General features: G+C 63.4%; 12 protein-coding genes. 4 read left to right on the plus strand and 8 right to left on the minus strand.

Going from position 1 to position 15,688, the window contains the following annotated elements; translation table 11 throughout:
- Nucleotides 1-80 precede the first annotated feature (80 nt).
- Nucleotides 81-698 carry a QsdR family transcriptional regulator gene (locus HV822_RS07950; RefSeq protein ID WP_238873287.1) on the plus strand — a complete coding sequence of 206 codons (618 nt, stop codon included), beginning with the start codon at nucleotides 81-83 and terminating at the stop codon, nucleotides 696-698.
- Here HV822_RS07950 and HV822_RS07955 read toward each other — a convergent pair.
- Both HV822_RS07955 and HV822_RS07960 read right to left on the minus strand, forming a co-directional pair.
- On the minus strand, nucleotides 695-3,763 hold the full coding sequence (locus HV822_RS07955; RefSeq protein WP_238873288.1) for an efflux RND transporter permease subunit: 3,069 nt from the start codon (nucleotides 3,761-3,763) through the stop codon (nucleotides 695-697). The two genes, HV822_RS07950 and HV822_RS07955, sit on opposite strands and share 4 nt — an antisense overlap.
- On the minus strand, nucleotides 3,763-4,869 hold the full coding sequence (locus HV822_RS07960) for an efflux RND transporter periplasmic adaptor subunit (protein WP_238873290.1): 1,107 nt from the start codon (nucleotides 4,867-4,869) through the stop codon (nucleotides 3,763-3,765). The genes HV822_RS07955 and HV822_RS07960 overlap by 1 nt, the downstream gene beginning before the upstream one ends.
- A gap of 173 nt (nucleotides 4,870-5,042) precedes the next feature.
- Here HV822_RS07960 and HV822_RS07965 point away from each other — a divergent pair, with 173 nt between their 5' ends.
- Nucleotides 5,043-5,342, plus strand: a complete 300-nt coding sequence (locus HV822_RS07965; RefSeq protein WP_238873292.1) for a hypothetical protein — start codon at nucleotides 5,043-5,045, stop codon at nucleotides 5,340-5,342.
- A gap of 18 nt (nucleotides 5,343-5,360) precedes the next feature.
- Nucleotides 5,361-6,431 (plus strand): BMP family ABC transporter substrate-binding protein, encoded by a 1,071-nt coding sequence (locus HV822_RS07970; RefSeq protein WP_238873293.1) that lies wholly within the window; start codon nucleotides 5,361-5,363, stop codon nucleotides 6,429-6,431.
- Between the two features lie 98 nt (nucleotides 6,432-6,529).
- Here the strand turns inward: HV822_RS07970 and HV822_RS07975 are convergent, their stop codons facing one another.
- The 5 genes from HV822_RS07975 to HV822_RS07995 all read right to left on the minus strand — a co-directional run bounded on the left by HV822_RS07975 (nucleotide 6,530) and on the right by HV822_RS07995 (nucleotide 11,483).
- Nucleotides 6,530-7,285, minus strand: a complete 756-nt coding sequence (locus HV822_RS07975) for a sulfite exporter TauE/SafE family protein (RefSeq protein WP_238873295.1) — start codon at nucleotides 7,283-7,285, stop codon at nucleotides 6,530-6,532.
- Nucleotides 7,286-7,299: 14 nt separating this feature from the next.
- Nucleotides 7,300-8,085, minus strand: coding sequence for an SDR family oxidoreductase (locus HV822_RS07980; RefSeq protein ID WP_238873297.1), 786 nt, complete (start codon nucleotides 8,083-8,085; stop codon nucleotides 7,300-7,302).
- Nucleotides 8,086-8,266: 181 nt separating this feature from the next.
- Nucleotides 8,267-9,202 (minus strand): SDR family oxidoreductase, encoded by a 936-nt coding sequence (locus HV822_RS07985; RefSeq protein ID WP_238873299.1) that lies wholly within the window; start codon nucleotides 9,200-9,202, stop codon nucleotides 8,267-8,269.
- Between the two features lie 2 nt (nucleotides 9,203-9,204).
- Nucleotides 9,205-10,152 carry a bile acid:sodium symporter family protein gene (locus HV822_RS07990; protein WP_238873301.1) on the minus strand — a complete coding sequence of 316 codons (948 nt, stop codon included), beginning with the start codon at nucleotides 10,150-10,152 and terminating at the stop codon, nucleotides 9,205-9,207.
- Complete coding sequence (locus HV822_RS07995; RefSeq protein ID WP_238873303.1) at nucleotides 10,149-11,483, minus strand: flavin-containing monooxygenase; 1,335 nt, start codon at nucleotides 11,481-11,483, stop codon at nucleotides 10,149-10,151. The genes HV822_RS07990 and HV822_RS07995 overlap by 4 nt, the downstream gene beginning before the upstream one ends.
- A gap of 149 nt (nucleotides 11,484-11,632) precedes the next feature.
- Between HV822_RS07995 and HV822_RS08000 the strand changes: the two genes are divergently transcribed.
- Nucleotides 11,633-12,619 carry an AraC family transcriptional regulator gene (locus tag HV822_RS08000; protein ID WP_238873305.1) on the plus strand — a complete coding sequence of 329 codons (987 nt, stop codon included), beginning with the start codon at nucleotides 11,633-11,635 and terminating at the stop codon, nucleotides 12,617-12,619.
- Here the strand turns inward: HV822_RS08000 and HV822_RS08005 are convergent.
- Nucleotides 12,607-15,531, minus strand: a complete 2,925-nt coding sequence (locus tag HV822_RS08005) for a bifunctional diguanylate cyclase/phosphodiesterase (protein ID WP_238873307.1) — start codon at nucleotides 15,529-15,531, stop codon at nucleotides 12,607-12,609. The genes HV822_RS08000 and HV822_RS08005 overlap by 13 nt on opposite strands.
- Between the last annotated feature and the right edge of the window lie 157 nt (nucleotides 15,532-15,688).

A 15,688-nucleotide genomic window follows, 5' to 3' on the forward strand; every position in this document is an offset into this window, starting at 1 on the left:
ATCGAGCGCGCTTTGCTCTGGGGGGGAACGCCCAGTTGCGGTATGGTGTGGCGGCCAGAATCGACGCGAGCCTGCCCACCATGAAAAAGCACACCCCCCTGAGCAAGGCGGTCCTGGGCGCAGCAACGCCCCGCCGCGTTACCCCGCTGGACGCCCTGAGCGCCGCCAGGGCTCAGTGGCTCAAGGGGCAACGCATCAATATCAACACGCTGGCCGAGACGCTGGGCGTCAACCGCGCAACATTGTTTCGCTGGGTGGGCAACCGCGACCAGCTGTACGCCGAGGTGATCTGGTCACTGGCCCTGCCTGGGTATGAACAGGCGGTCTCTCAGGCGCCGGGCACCGGCGCGGATTACGTCTGCAACCTGTTTACCGAAATTTTTGCCTTGTTTTCCTCAGCCACGCCGCTGCACACCTTTCTGCAGAACGACACCGAGTACGCGCTGCACATCCTGATCGGCAAAGACAGCCTGATCCAGCAGCGCACCACCGAGATCGTTCAGCAGGCGCTGGAGCAGCAAGTCGCCGGGGGGCACTTGCAACCAGCCATCGCCCTGCCGACCCTGGCTTATCTGCTGGTCAGGCTGGCCGAGAGCTTTTTGTACTGCGACGTGCTCAGCGGCCGCCAGCCGGACCGCGAGGCGGCTCTGCTGGCGGTGCGGCTACTGGTCTCCAACCCGGCCGCAGCTGGCGATTAAACCCGCCGCCCCTCGACCGGGATCTTGTAAAACAGGCTGTAGATTACCGGCAGCACCACCAGCGTGAGCACGGTGGCAAAGCCCAGACCAAACATGATCACCACGGCCATGCTCTGGAAGAAGGCGTCGGTCAGCAGCGGCGCCATGCCGAGGATGGTGGTCAGCGCGGCCATGGAGACCGGGCGCACCCGGCTGATGGCCGAGTCCACCAGCGCGCTGTAGGCCTCTTTGCCGGAGTCGATCTGTAGCCGAATCTCGTCCACCAGCACGATGCCGTTCTTCACCAGCATGCCGCTCAGGCTGAGGAAGCCCAGCAGCGCCATAAAGCCGAACGGGATGCCGGTGAGCAAGAAGCCCAGCGTTACGCCGATGATTGCCAGCGGTACAGTCAGCCAGATGATGGTGGCGCGTTTGAGCGAGTCAAACAGCAGCACGGTGATCAGGAACATGGCCAGGTAGCCAAGCGGCAGGCTGCCAAACACGGCGGCCTGGGCATCATGCGAGCTTTCGTACTCGCCGCCCCACTCCAGCTGGTAGCCACGCGGCAGGTCGATGGCTTCGATCTGCGGGCGGATGCGGGCAAACAGCTCGGCGGCGGTCTGGCCGCTGATGATGCTCGGGTCGGCCTGCACGGTCAGCGTGCGCTTGCGGTCTTCGCGCAGAATCAGCGGGTCTTCCCAGTCGGTGACAAAGCCGCTGACCACCTGGCTGATGGGGATGTAGGCATTGCGAACCGTGCTCCAGACCAGCAGGTCGTTCAGGGTGCTGGCGTCCAGCCGTTCGTTTTCCGGGGTGCGCGCCACGATCGGCAGCATGCGCGTGCCGTCGCGGTACAGGCCAACGTTAACGCCGCTGAAGTTCATCTTCAGCAGGGTATCCAGATCGCCCTTGTCCACGCCCAGCTCACGGGCCTGTGCCTCGGCAAACTGCGGGCGTACCAGCTTGGTGCGCTCACGCCAGTTGTGCAGCACGGCATCGGCCACCGGGTCGGCCTGGAGGATGGCAACCGCCTGCGCGCCCAGGGCACGCAGCACTTCTGGATCGGGGCCGGTAAAGCGCGCCTCGATCTTGCTGTCGCTGCCCGGCCCAAGCATCAGTTGCTTGAGCTTGACCTTGGCGGTGGGGTGCCGGGTTTTGAAGTACTCATCCAGCTCGGCAATCAGCGGCACAATCTGCTCGCGCTGCTCGGTACGTACCAGCAGCTGGGCGTAGTTGGCGTGGATGCGCTCCGGGAAGTAGGTGAGGATGAAACGCAGCGCGCCCTGGCCGATGGTGGTAGTCACCTCGGTAACGCCCTCCTGCGCCAGCACGTACTGATCCATCTCGGCCACCACCTGCTGGGTGTAGCGGATGTCGCTGCCCTTGGGCAGCCAGACGTCGACAAAGAACATCGGCGTGTTGGACGGCGGGAAGAACGCCTGGCGCACCTGACTGAAGCCCACCACCGAGGCCACCAGCAGCGCGCCCAGCATCGCCAGTGTCAGCACGCGGTGGTGCAGGGCGGAGGCCAGCAGCTTGCGGTACACCACAAACACGATGCCGCGGTACGGGTCTTCCGGCTCGCTCTGCTCGTCTGTTGCGGGCTGATCGCGGAAAAACAGGCTGGCAAAGAAGGGGGTCAGGGTGATCGCCGTGACCCAGCTGAGGGTCAGGGAAATCAGCAGCACCTGAAATAGCGACAGACAGAACTCGCCGGTGGAGTCATCCGACAGGCCAATGGGGGCAAAGGCGATGATGGCGATAGCGGTGGCGCCCAGCAGCGGCAGGTTGGTCTGGCGCACGATGTCGCCGGCTGACTGCAGCGTGCTCTGGCCGCGCTGGCGACCGACCAGAATGCCTTCGACGATGACAATGGCGTTGTCTACCAGCATCCCCAGCGCAATCACCAGCGCGCCCAGCGAGATACGCTGCAGCTCAATGCCGATCATCTGCATGAAGATAAAGCTGCCCAGCACCGTCAGCGCCAGCACCAGGCCAATCAGCAGGCCGCTGCGCAGGCCCATGAAGATCAGCAGCACAATAACGACGATGGCAACCGAGGCAAGGAAGTTCCAGACAAAGCCGCTCACCGAGGTCTCTACCTCGGCAGACTGGTTGTAGAACATGGTCACCTGCATGCCGGCCGGACGGTCCTGCTCCAGCTCGGCCAGCCGCGCGGCCACTGCGTTGCCCACGTCCACCACGTTGACGTGCGCGGCGTAGGACACGCCCAGCCCCAGCGCCGGATTACCCTGTGCGCGGTAGAGGCTGGTGGGGGTTTCGGTAAAGCCGCGGGTTACGTGCGCAACATCACCCAGGTAGACCTGCTTGGAGCTGCCGGGCGGGCTGATGATCAGCCGCTCCAGCTCGCTGACATCCTGAAACTCACCGGTGGGGTGCAGGCGAATAGACTCGCTGCCGACCAGCATGCGGCCGGCGTCCGATACCACGTTCTGGCTGCTCAGCAGGTCATAGATGGCCTGCGGCGCAATGCCCAGCGAGGTCATGCGCGCACGGGAGATTTCCAGATGCACTTCTTCCTGCGGCACACCCGCCAGGTTGACCTTGCCCACCCCCTCTACCAGCACCAGTTCGCGGCGCAGGTAGTCGGCATAATCACGCAGCTCACGGTAGTCGTAGCCGTCACCGCTGATCATGAAGAAGGTGCCGAACACGTCGCCAAAATCATCCATGATCTGCGGCTCGCTCACGCCCGGCGGCAGGTTGGGGCGCAGGTCGTTGATGCGGCGGCGCATCTCGTCCCAGATCTGCGGCAGCTGCTCGGCGCGATACTGGTCCTGTACTTCCACCATGATCTGCGACAGACCGGCGCTGCTGGTCGAGGTGACGGTGTCCACGTACGGCAGCTGCTGGATGGCGTTCTCCAGCGGGTAGGTCAGCTCCTCTTCCACCTGCTGCGGCGAGGCGCCTGGGTAGGGCGTGACCACCATGGCCATCTTCAGGGTAAAGGCCGGGTCTTCCAGCCGCCCAAGGTCGACAAAGGCAATGACCCCGCCAATGCCAAGCAGCAGTGCGACCAGCCAGCTGGTCACCCGTCGCTGGATAAAGTACGCAGCAATATTCATTACAGCCCCCGCTCGCGGATCCAGGGACGTACCGGCTGACCTTCGCTCAGCTCGTTGCCACCGGCGGCGACGATCTGCTCGCCGGCTTCCAGCCCGCTGAGTACCTCGATGCCGTCATTGGTCAGCTGGCCAACAATAACGCTGCGGGCGCTGACGCGCAGGCCACCATCCTGCTCGTTGATAACCCACACCTGTCGCGCATCGCTGCCCTGGCTGTCGGGGCTGAACACCGCTTCAACCGGCACCACCATCGGCACGCGGGTATTGCGGGTGATACGGGCAAAATCGATGATTACCGTGGCACTCATGCCCGGCAGCAGCACCATGCCTTCGGGAATCGGCATGCTCAGGGTCACGTCATAGGCCAGCGTGGAGGGGTCCGGCTGGCTGGCGTACTCCTTGTACACCGCGTCAATCAGCGTGTTTTGCAGGTTTTCCAGCCGCACCCGCGCGACCAGATCCTTGGGCTGCAGGTCACGGCGCAGGTTGCTGAACAGGTTTTCCGGCACCTGAAACACCACGTCAATGCTGTCGCCGCTATACAAGGTGGCAATCGGCTGATTGGGCTGCACTACCTGAAACTGCTCCACATGGGTACGCGCCACCACACCGTCAAAGGGCGCATTGATGCGGGTGTAGGCCAGCTCCTGACGGGCCAGGTTGAGCGCGGCTTCGGCGGAGTTGAACTGCGCCTTGCGCTGGTCGTACTCGGCCTGCGAGACCATCTGCCGTTCAACCAGTTGCTCCATGCGGGTCAGCTGGCTGCGGGTCAGGTCATAGCTGGCCTGACGGTCACTCAGCTTGAGGCGGTAGTCGGTGTCATCCAGCAAGGCGATCAGCTCGCCGCGCTTGACCTCCTGGCCTTCGTGCACCTTGAGCGATTGCAACTCACCGCCCAGACGGAACGACAGCTGCGCCTCCTCTGGCGCCTTCAGCCGCGCAGGAAACTCGCGAATACGCTCGGCACCGGGGTCGGTCAGGGTAAACAGCTTGACCGGACGGGGCTTGTCCGCCAGCGGTGCGGCCGGCTCGGAGCAGCCGGTAAGAAAAGCGGTGAAGGCAATGGCCGAGAGACCTGTGGCAATCCAGCGTGCAACGCAATCCATGGGTAACCTGCGAAGTAGTTGGCAAAAGGTAGGGAAAACAGCTGTCGGCATTATAGAGCTACAAAAATTTACATGCGGGAAAATCCTGACCAGATTTCGCCATATTGTCGCCTTTTTCCGCCATGCGACTCCGCACGCAGCATCCGTGCTGGCCGCCTGGCGTCACCCAATCTATGTTTTTATATATTGTATTGGCCTTAATCGTGCTGCCGTGGGGGCCGTGCTGTTTCGCCAGCGGTGAGGCGCTGCTGATCGACTCGGTGCATATCCAGCGCGGCCGCACCATTGTCGTGCAGGCCTCGCTGCGGGCTCAGCAGCTGATTGCCCCCCAACCTCCGCTAAAAACATCGCACTGGCAGCAAACGCGCCCGGAAGCTAAAATTTTTCGCAATTTCCTGAACAAATGGCCAGTTTTTTGCTGCAGGGAAAGATCGGCCCCGTCCAACGGACGTGGAACGGTCGCCAATAACTAGATCCCAGGAGAAGCATTCATGAGTTTCAAACGCACGCTTGCCCTTGCTGCAGCACTGACCCTGCCCCTGCAGGCAGTTGCTGCCGACGACCCGCTGAAGGTCGGTTTTGTCTACGTTGGCCCCATCGGGGACCACGGCTGGAGCTACCAGCACGACCAGGGCCGCAAGGAGCTGGAAGCCCACTTTGGTGACAAGGTGCAGACCACCTACGTGGAAAACGTCAACGAAGGCGCCGACGCCGAGCGCACCATCCGCCGTCTGGCCCAGGCCGGCAACGACGTGATCTTCACCACCTCTTTCGGCTTCATGAACGCCACCGAGCGCGTTGCCGCCGACTACCCGGACAAGACCTTCCTGCACGCCACCGGCTACAAGCAGGCCGAGAACCTGGGCACCTACCTGTCGGTGACCTACGAAGGTCGCTACGTCACCGGCACTGCGGCCGGTCTGGTCACCGAGAGCAACGTGCTGGGCTATATCGCCTCGTTCCCGATTCCGGAAGTGATCCGCGACATCAACGCCACCTATCTGGGCGCCAAGGCCGTCAACCCGGATATCGAGCTGAAAGTCGTGTGGGTCAACACCTGGTTTGACCCGGCCAAGGAAGCTGACGCCGCCAACACCCTGATGGATCAGGGCGCCGACGTGATCATCCAGCACACCGACAGCCCGGCGCCGCTGCTGGCAGCGCAAAAGCGTGGCGCCTGGGGTGTAGGTCAAGCGTCTGACATGAGCCACTTTGCCCCTGAAGCGCACCTGCTGTCAGTGGTCAACCACTGGGGTCCGTACTACATCAATACCGTTCAGGCGGTGATGGACGGCAACTGGGAGTCGACTGACTACTGGGGCGGCATCAGCGACGACGTTATCCAGATCAAGGAAATCAACGCCAAGCTGACCGACGAGCAGCGCGCCAAGGTTGAGGGCGTTATCGCGGCCATCAACAGCGGCGAGTTCCACCCCTTCACTGGCCCGATCAACGACCAGAGCGGCGCAGAGCGCGTGGCCGCAGGCGCCAGCATGACCCGCGAAGAGCTGGCCACCATGGACTGGTACGTCGAAGGCATGACCGCCACCATCCCCAAGTAACGACCAGCCGTAGACCTGCCCATCACAGGTCAGCGGCCCGCTACAAAAACGCCCCCGTCAGCAACGCTGGCGGGGGCGTTTTTTGTGGGCAGAGCCGATCAGAGCAGCGCTTTGCCCAGCAACAGCACCCCGGTCACCGCCAACAGGCTGTACACCACCTGACGAAAGCGCTGCTCGTTCAGGCGGTGATGCAGCACCTCGCCCAGCACCACACCAATCACCAGCAGCGGTAGGTAGCTGGCGATGCGTGGCAGGTTGGGTAGCAGGCTGCCGTCGAGCAGAAACAGCACCGTCATGCTGCTGTTGAGGGCAAACCAGACGCTGATCAGCGTGGCGCGCAGCTGGCTCTTGTCCAACCGGGTGCCGGCCAGCGCATACACCAGCAACGGGCCGCCGGAGGCAAACAGGCCGTGGGTCAGGCCGGCGCCCAAGGTCAGGCTGCGGCTCAGCCAGCTCGGGTGCGGCGGGCTGATATGGCCGCGCACCATGCGCAGCAGCTCGCGCCCGGCAAACCACAGCACCAGCAGGCCAAACAGCGCCTTGAGCAGCTCGCCGCTGAGCCACGGCCGCAGACCATAGCCCAGCAGCATACCGACCAGCATCAACGGCAGGATCAGCCGGAGCAACGTGGGCCAGTGAATGTGCTGTCGGTTGCGCCAGGCCAGGTAGCCGCTCATGCAGATGTTGAGCGGCACCAGTACCGGCAGCATGGCGGGAATGGGCAATAGCAGCGCACCGAGCGACAGGGCGATGACGATACTGCCGAAGCCGGTGATGGCTTCGATGGTGTAGGCCAGCAGGATAAACAGCCCCAGCCAGAGCCAGGGGTTGAGCAACAGGGTGTCGAGGGACATTGGGTCTTCTTGTGTTAGCCGAGTTCACCAGCAAAGCGCTTGCGCACCTGCCGCAGGTAGAGCGCCGGGGCAAAGCGCCAGAGCAGACTGCCAAAGCGCGAGACCGGCTCTGGCAGCAGCCAACGGTGCCGTTTTGTCAGCGCCTGGTCAATCAGGCCGACCATCCACTCCGGGGTGCGCATGCCGCCGACCATCGAGCGTGCATGGCTCGCCGGCTTGCCGTCCTTGCCAAGGGCGTTGTGCTCAATCGGGGTATCGAGAAAGCTGGGGTAGACCATCAGCACGTGAATGTTGTCGCGTTCCAGCTCCAGCCGCAGCACCTCGAAGAACTGGGTCAGCGCACCTTTGGCCGCGCAGTAGGCGGCGCGCCCCGGCACCGGCATCCAGCCCGCCATGGAGCCGATGCACAGAATCTCGCCCTGGCTGGCGCGCAGCAGCGGCAGCGCCGCCATGGTCAACTCCACCGGCCCCTGCCAGTCCACGGCCATGACCTTGCGAAACACCGCCGGGTCAGTCTGATGCGCCGGTGAGCGGTGGGTGATGCCAGCATTGTTGACCAACCGATCCAAACGGCCGAAATGCGCCAGCGTCGCCGCCAGCAAGCGTTGAATGTCGTCGGCGCTGGTGATATCGGCGGTGATCGCCAGCACCCGGTCGGGCGCGTTCAGCTCCTGCTCGCGCTGCTGAAGCAGTGCCTGGTTGACGTCGGCCAGCACCAGACTGTGGCCGGCGCTAAACCAGCGCTGAGCCATGGCCCAGCCAAGGCCCGAGGCGGCGCCGGTGATTAAAATAACCTTCATTTGAGCGTCCTGTGGGTTGTTCATTTTTGTGCCTGTAGGCAGGAGGCCTGAAGCTGGAGGCTGGAAGCTTGAAGCAGCCCGAGCCGTTTAAGAGATTGGAGTCTGGCGCAGCGTCGGATTGGCAAAACGGCCCGATCAGCGCTCGTACTACTTCCAGCTTCCAGCTTCAAACGTCCAGCCTTCAGCCTCTAGCCTTCAGCCCTCTCGCTTCTACAAAAAACTCAAACGTCTGCGCCGACGTCTTCTGCAACTGATAGCCAAACTCCTCCTTCAACCGCCGGTTGCTGAGTACCGGGCGGTAGCGCAGGAAGTTGATTTGCTCGGGGCCGGTGGGTTTGCCGAGCCATTTGGCGATTTGCAGCGCGCTTTTCAGCAGCCAGGGTGAAACGGTCAGCAGTGGCTTGTTCAGCCGCTGGGCGATCTCGGGCATGGTCAGCGCGCCGTCGCCGGCCATGTTGAAGATGCCCTGTTTGTCTTCGCGGATACCCATTTCCATCGCGGCCAGTACGTCTTGATCCCAGATGAAGACAAAGGGCGAGTCGCTGCCCTTGATCGCCAGCACCCGTTTGGACTCGAACAGGTTGGTGATCTGGTTGCGGGTCTCGACGCCGAGCACGGTGCCCGGACGGAAGATCAGCTGCGCCAGCGCCGGGTGCTCGCGGCGATAGCGCGCCAGCAGCTCCTCGATCTGGCGTTTGTGATCGGAGTAGGCAAACTCGCGGTTGCCGCGGATGGCGTCCTGCTCGTCGATCCAGGCCGGGTTGTCGGCGTAGTAGCCGTAGGCGGCGCCGGAGCTGGTCACGGTCAGCTGCTGCACGCCCGCCGCAACGCAGGCCTTGAGCACGTTGTGGGTGCCGTTGACGTCGATATCGAAGTCGCGCTGGCGGTCCTTGGAGGCCTGCAGAATGGACGCCAGGTGCACCACGTGGGTGATCTGCTCACGCTTGAGCAGCTCGGCCAGCCCGGCGTCACGGATGTCCATGACCTGCAGCGGAAAGTCGACATCGTCGCGGCTGCGGATGTCGGTACCAATGACGTAAAAATCCTTGGCCAGACGGTTGCCCAGCTGGTGGCCGATATAGCCGGCGGCGCCGGTGATCAGAATGCGTTTGCTCATGGTTACAGGCTCTGCGATACGCCGCGGCGAGCGGCTTGTTGTTGTGCGTGGCGGTCGGCCCGACGGCTCTGGCGCGCCCACAGCTGCGACAGGGTCAGCCCGGACACCAGATGCCAGACGCCCCAGAAAGCGGTAATCAGCATCATGCCGCCGGCGTCGGGGAAGAAGGTGAAGAGAATCACCAGCCCCAGACCGGAGTTTTGAATGCCCACCTCCATGGTCACCGCGCGGCGGTCGGCTACCGGCAGACGCAACAGCCGGGCCATGCCGTAACCCAGGCTCAGCGCCAGCAGGTTGTGGGCAACCACCAGCCAGAAGAAACTGTGGAAGCGCTCGATAAACAGGTCAAAGTTCTTGCTGAAGGCAATGGCGACAAAGCCGAGGAACACCAGTAGCGAGATCACCCGTAGCGGCTTTTCACTGCGGGTTACCAGCTTGGGCCAGCGCTTGCCGCTGAGCATGCCCAGCACCAACGGCAGCGCCAGCACCAGCAGCACGATGACCAGGATGCCGGTCGGGTCGAGACTGATCTGCGTCAGATACTCGCGGGTGTGCGGGTTGAGCCAGCCATACAGGGCGAAGTTGAACGGCGTCAGCACCGTGGCGGCAAGACTGGAAACCGCCGTCATGCTGACCGAAACGGCGACATTGCCGCGGCCCAGCCAGGTCATGACGTTGGAAAAACTGCCACCCGGGCAAGACGCGACCAGGATCATGCCCAGCGCCAGCTCGGGGTCGATATTCAGCAGCCAGGTGAACAGGCAAGTAGCCGCCGGCAGCAGCAGAAACTGCGCCAGCAGACCGGCCACCGGCGCCACCGGTGCCTTGATGATGCGTTTGAAGTCATCCAGCGTCAGGCTCAGCGCCACGCCAAACATCATGGCCGCCATGATCAGGTTGAGGGTGATCAGGCTGGCCGGATCAAACTGCATCGGCAGCGCGCCGCTCATGTTGCCGGCACCGTCTGCGGTGCGGCCTGGTCAAGGCCGGCTTCCAGCTCGGCGATGTGCTGGTGCAGCGCTTGCAGATAGGCGTCCTTGTTGACGTAGTAGGCCATGCGCGCCAGCTTGATGTAGTCGTAACCGCCATCGAGGTTGCTGCTCGCCTGCTGGCGTTTGGTCGCGGCAAAGCTGGCCGCCTGCGCACTGCCCTGGCGGTGCTGCTGGATATACAGCGCCGTCAGCCTGGCCTGCAGGTTGCGGCCTTCCCAGCCAAGGCCGGCCGCCTCGATCATGCCCATCATGAACAGGTTGTCGTACTCGGGGTGGAACACGTTCAGATACAGCTGCGGGGCATCCACACCCGTGGGCCAGTTCAGGTGCTCGCGCTGGATGAACGGGTAGTCCAGCTGGTATCCGGTGGCCAGCAGGATCAGGTCGTACTCGGCGCTCTGGCCGTCGACAAAATCGACCCGCGTTCCGTCCATGCCTCGAATGTCACGGCGCGCCTGGATGTCGCCGTGGCCCAGGTGGTGCAGGATCAGCGAGTTAACCACCGGGTGCGACTCGTACATGCGGTAGTCCGGGTCAGGGAGCCCGTAGTCCGACGGCTTGCCCATGATGAAGCGGATCAGCGCGGCATCCACCTTCTGCTTGAGCGGCCTTGGCAGCTTGAGCTTGCGGGCCGCGCCCAGGGTATCGGTGGGCTTGCCCTTGATGAATTTGGGCAGAAAGTAATAGCCACGACGCAGGCTCATGTCGACCGATTTGGCGTAGTGCACCGCGTCTACCGCGATGTCCGCGCCGGAGTTGCCGCAGCCGACCACCAACACCCGCTTTCCCTTGAATACCTCCGGGCTGCGGTACTCGGACGAATGCATGATCTGGCCATCAAAGCGGCCCGGCAGGCTCGGCCGGTTGGGCGTGTGCAAGGTGCCGTTAGCAATCAGCAGCCCGTCAAAGCGGCGGTTTTGCTGTTGCCCGTCGCGCTCGGTCACTATGGCCCAGCCCGCGTCCTCTTGCGTCACACTGAGCACCCGGGTATTGAACTCGTAGTGCTGGTACAGGCCGAACTGGCGCGCATAGTTCTGAAAATAGCGGCGCATTTCACTGTGATGCGGATAAGGCGCCACCGCGTCGTCCATCGGAAACTCGGCAAACTCGGTCATGCGCTTGGAGGAGATCAGGTGCGCGCTGTCGTACATGGTGCTGTGCGGGTTATCGATGTCCCACAGCCCACCGACGTCGCTGTGCAGCTCAAGGCCGATAAAGGGGATGTCCAGCTTCTGCAGGTTGCGTGCAGTGGCCAGGCCCATAGGGCCGGCGCCGATGACAGCGTACATGGGGTTACCTCGTCTTGTTCTTGTCATTGTTATGCGCCCGGCTCGTCATGCGTTACAGAAGCACGACGGCAAGGTTATGATCACGAGTCTAGCCAAACGCCCCCCGGCGGTATCGAACAAAACGGGACAGGAAACCGGCAATTCAAGCCATGTCGAGCGTCGATCACAGTGTTACTCCGCTCTATGCCCAGGCGCTGCTGCAGTCCGCGCAGCGTCTGGGTATTGCCCTGCCCGCCGAGCTGGTAACGCGGCTGCAGGGCAGCGAGCGGATTCCGCTGGCGCTGCAGGACGAGCTGTGGGACAGCTATTGTCGCCTCAGCGGTGACCCGCTGGCCGGCCTGCGGCTGGGGCTTGAGGTGCAGGTGGGCCACCTGGACAGCGCCGGCATGCTGCTGGTCACCTGCGACACCCTGGGCGAAGCCCTGGCAGAACAGGTGGAATACGCGCCGGTGATTGGCGGCGGCGGTGACTTTGAGCTGCTGCATCAGGGTGATGAGGTGGCGCTGGACTATCGCCCGCAGCTCAACGTGCGGCAGGCCGAGCGAGTGGAAGCAGTGCTCTCAGGCCAGCTGAATCTGACCCGCTGGGCCACCGGTGGCCAATTCCGCGCCAGCGGCGTCTGGCTGGCGCATCCTCCGCTGGCACCGCTGGCCGAGTACCAGGCGCTGATCGACTGCCCGTTGCATTTCGAGGCGGGCTGCAACCGCATCACCTTCAGCGCCGATCAGCTGGCGCTGCCACAGATTCAGGCCAACAGCGCGCTGCGCGATCATTTGCGTCAGCTGGCCGATCAGACCCTGGCCAGCCTCGGTCAGCACAGCCTGGCCGCCGAGGTGCAGGCGCAGGTGCGCAACCAGCCGCGCTGGGGCAAGGAGCGCATTGCCGAACAACTGAACCTCAGCGGTCGCCACCTCAATCGCAAACTGAGCGAGGAAGGACTGTCGTTCAAGATCCTGCGCGAAGCCGTGCTGCAGGATATGGCCTGTCAGGCGCTGCAGCAGGGTCGCCTGAGCGTGGCGCACATTGCCGAGCAGCTCGGCTTCTCTGACGAGAATGCCTTTAACCGCGCTTTTCGCCGCTGGCAGGGCGAAACCCCAGCGCGCCACCGGGCGCGCTATCGGGCTCAGACCATGTAGCGCTCGCTCAGCGCGTCGGGGGAGACTGGCTCGCAGATCAGGAAGCCCTGAAAGCGTGTGCACCCCTCGGCGACCAGAAAGTGCAATTGGTCAGCGGTTTCTACCCCTTCGGCAATGACGTCCAGGTTCAGGCTGCGGGCCAGTGACAGAATGGCCCGCGCCACGGACGCATCGCGCTCGTCGTGCATCACGTCCCGCACAAACGAGCGGTCTATCTTCAACTGGTTGATTGGCAGTTGTTTGAGATAGGACAACGAGGAAAAGCCGGTACCAAAGTCGTCCAGCGAGAAGCCAACGCCGGCGTTCTGCAGATGCCTCATCTTCTCGATGGTGTTCTCCAGGTCCGCATGCAGCAGGCTTTCGGTAAGCTCCAGCCGCAGGGCACCGGGCCGCAGGCGAAACCGGAAGAGCGTAGTCAGCACGTCGTGTACAAAGTGATCGCTGCTCATCTGCTCGGCGCTGACGTTGACGGCCATCACCCAGTCCGCGCGTTTGGGGTCTTTGGCCCACAGCGATGCCTGGGCACAGGCCCGGTTCAGCGCGTGAAAGCCCAGTTGCTCGATCAGGCCGCCGCGTTCGGCCAGCGGAACAAACTCGGCAGGCGCCAGGACACCCAGCTCGGGGTGGCGCCAACGCAGCAGGGCTTCGGCGCCACAGACCCGGCCGTGCGGGTCGGTAATGGGTTGGTAGACCAGAAACAGCTGATTGTCGTTGAGCCCCGCGCGCAGGTCATTGACCAGTCGCGTGTAGGAGTTGGCGGCCTCCTGCAACGCGGGTGCAAACACCTGACTTCGGTTGCGTCCTTGTGCCTTGGCGTCGTACAGCGCCAGGTCCGCTTGCTTGAGCAGTTCTTCAGGGTCGTAGTTGTCACTGCCATAGAAGGTCAGGCCGATGCTGGAGGTGACCACCACATTCTGATTGCTGATCAGGAAGCTGCCGGCGATCGCCTGGCAGATCCGGTTTGCCACCTGGGTGGCGATGCGTTCGGCCACCTCGATGCTGTCCCATTCAGTACCCAGCAGCACGGTAAACTCGTCGCCGCCCAGGCGCGCCACCGTATCGGAGGCGCTGACGCAGCGTAACAACACCGCAGACAGCTGGCGCAGCAGGGCGTCTCCCTGGGAGTGACCAAGGGTGTCGTTGATGGTCTTGAAGTGGTCGATGTCCAGCAGCATCAGCGCACCCCATCGGCGCTTGTCGCGCGCGCAAGCCACCGCCTGCAGCAGACGGTCGGTCAACAGCCGGCGATTGGGCAGCCCGGTCAGGTCGTCGTGCAGTGCCAGCCGCTGGGCTTCTGCTTCAGCTTGCTTGCGCTCGGTGATGTCACCCTGGATGGCAACGTAGCTGCGGGGGCTGCCGTCCTCACCGAGTTGCGGCACGATGGTGGTGTAGACCCAGTAGCGTTCGCCGTTTTTGCGCCGGTTACAGAGCTCACCCTGCCACACATGGCCGCGGGAGATGGTGTGCCACAGCGCGGAAAAGAAGGTGTTGTCGTGTACGCCCGCACTCAGCAGCCGGAAGCTGTTGCCGACCAACTCGGCCTGGCGGTACTGGGATATCTGGCAGAACTTTTCGTTTACCGAGGTAATGACGCCACGGCTGTCGGTATTGGCGACGATGGCATGGGCATCGAGTGAGACGCGCAATTCGCGCATTTCACTGGCTACGCTGTCCAGCTGGCTGCGCTTGAGCGCCAGCTCGGTGATGTCGAACGCCATCAGAATGAAGCCGCTCAGGCGCGCGCGCCGGCCGTGTCCGTTAACCGGCGAGATAACCACCTTGCGATGCCAGCTGCCCTGCGCGTTCTCCCCGTTCAGATACAGGTACTGGGCGCCGCTGCGCTGGCTGGCAACCTGCTGCGCGGCGCTGCTGATGCGCGCACGTACCTCGGGGCGCAGTGCCGCTTGCAGGGGCTGGCCAGGCCGCAGGCGCTCGCTGCACAGGGTGTCGTGCTCGGCATTGGCGTTACGGTAGCCGACGCTCAGGTCCGGGCGCAGAAAGATCACGCTGGCAGGAATCGATTCCAGAATTGAGCCCAGGCTGGCCGAGGTGGTGGCCAACTTTTCCTCCGAGGCGCGCAAGCGCTGACGGGGCGCATCGATGATGGCAAGAAACACCAGATAGCAAATGATGATATAGGCCAGAGCCTGCAGCATCTGGCCAAGCAGGAACAGGGTCGGGGCGGCGTTCTGGCTGCTGAGTCCAAGCAGGCTGCTGCCGACCCCGTGGGTGAGGCAAGCCAGACCGATCCAGCTGGTCCAGCGCTGATAGAAGCGCGCCGCGTGGGCGAACAGCAGCAGACCGGATACCAGGCCGGCGAACCCGCTGAGCATGTGAACGTAAGCTTGCAGGTTCAGTGGGAGCAGGATGCCCAGCGCGCCATTGAGGGCGCTCCAGCCCCAACCCAGAGCGAGACCCAGCGCCAGGAAGGCGCCGGCTTGCCAGAGCCAGGATGGCCCAGGGGTTGGGATGCGCAGCACCAGTATCAGTACGACCAGCAGTTCGATGCCGCGCGCCAGTAGCCAGGCGGCCAGCGGCAGGGACTGGTTGGCGCCCAGGTCCAGCGCCAGCAGGCCGGGCTGCAGCAAAGCGTGAATGATGTCGCAGGCGGCAATAAAGGTGAATCCGCCAATCAGCAGATTGGTGCTATAGCCGGGAGCGGTATTGTCCGATGTCCAGGCCGCAAACACGATCAGCAGGGCGACGAAGGGCGGAACGAGTTCCAGCAGCAGATTCAGCAGGATGCCCGTGGCTTCGTTGAGTGCGAAGGGACTCAGCTTCCCGGCCTGCCCGCTTAACACGATGCTCAGCAATAAACCGAGCAGTAGCATCAGGGTCACGCGGCTGGACGCCTGATAACGCAAGGGGTCAATGTCTATGGCAGGTTTGTCAGGAGGGGCGGAGGTATTCATGACGACGGCGGCGCCTATTGCAGGGTTAAGCGGGTTGGGTTAATCGGAGTGCGCGCGCTATGCCTGGCGGCAGGGGGGTTACGATTGTGTGCGAGGGCGCTGGGCGGTGCGCGCTCCGCTCGCAAGGCGTTGTCACCACCCGTGGCCAGGGCCGGGC

The organism is Halopseudomonas maritima, from assembly GCF_021545785.1.
GTDB lineage: Bacteria > Pseudomonadota > Gammaproteobacteria > Pseudomonadales > Pseudomonadaceae > Halopseudomonas > Halopseudomonas maritima.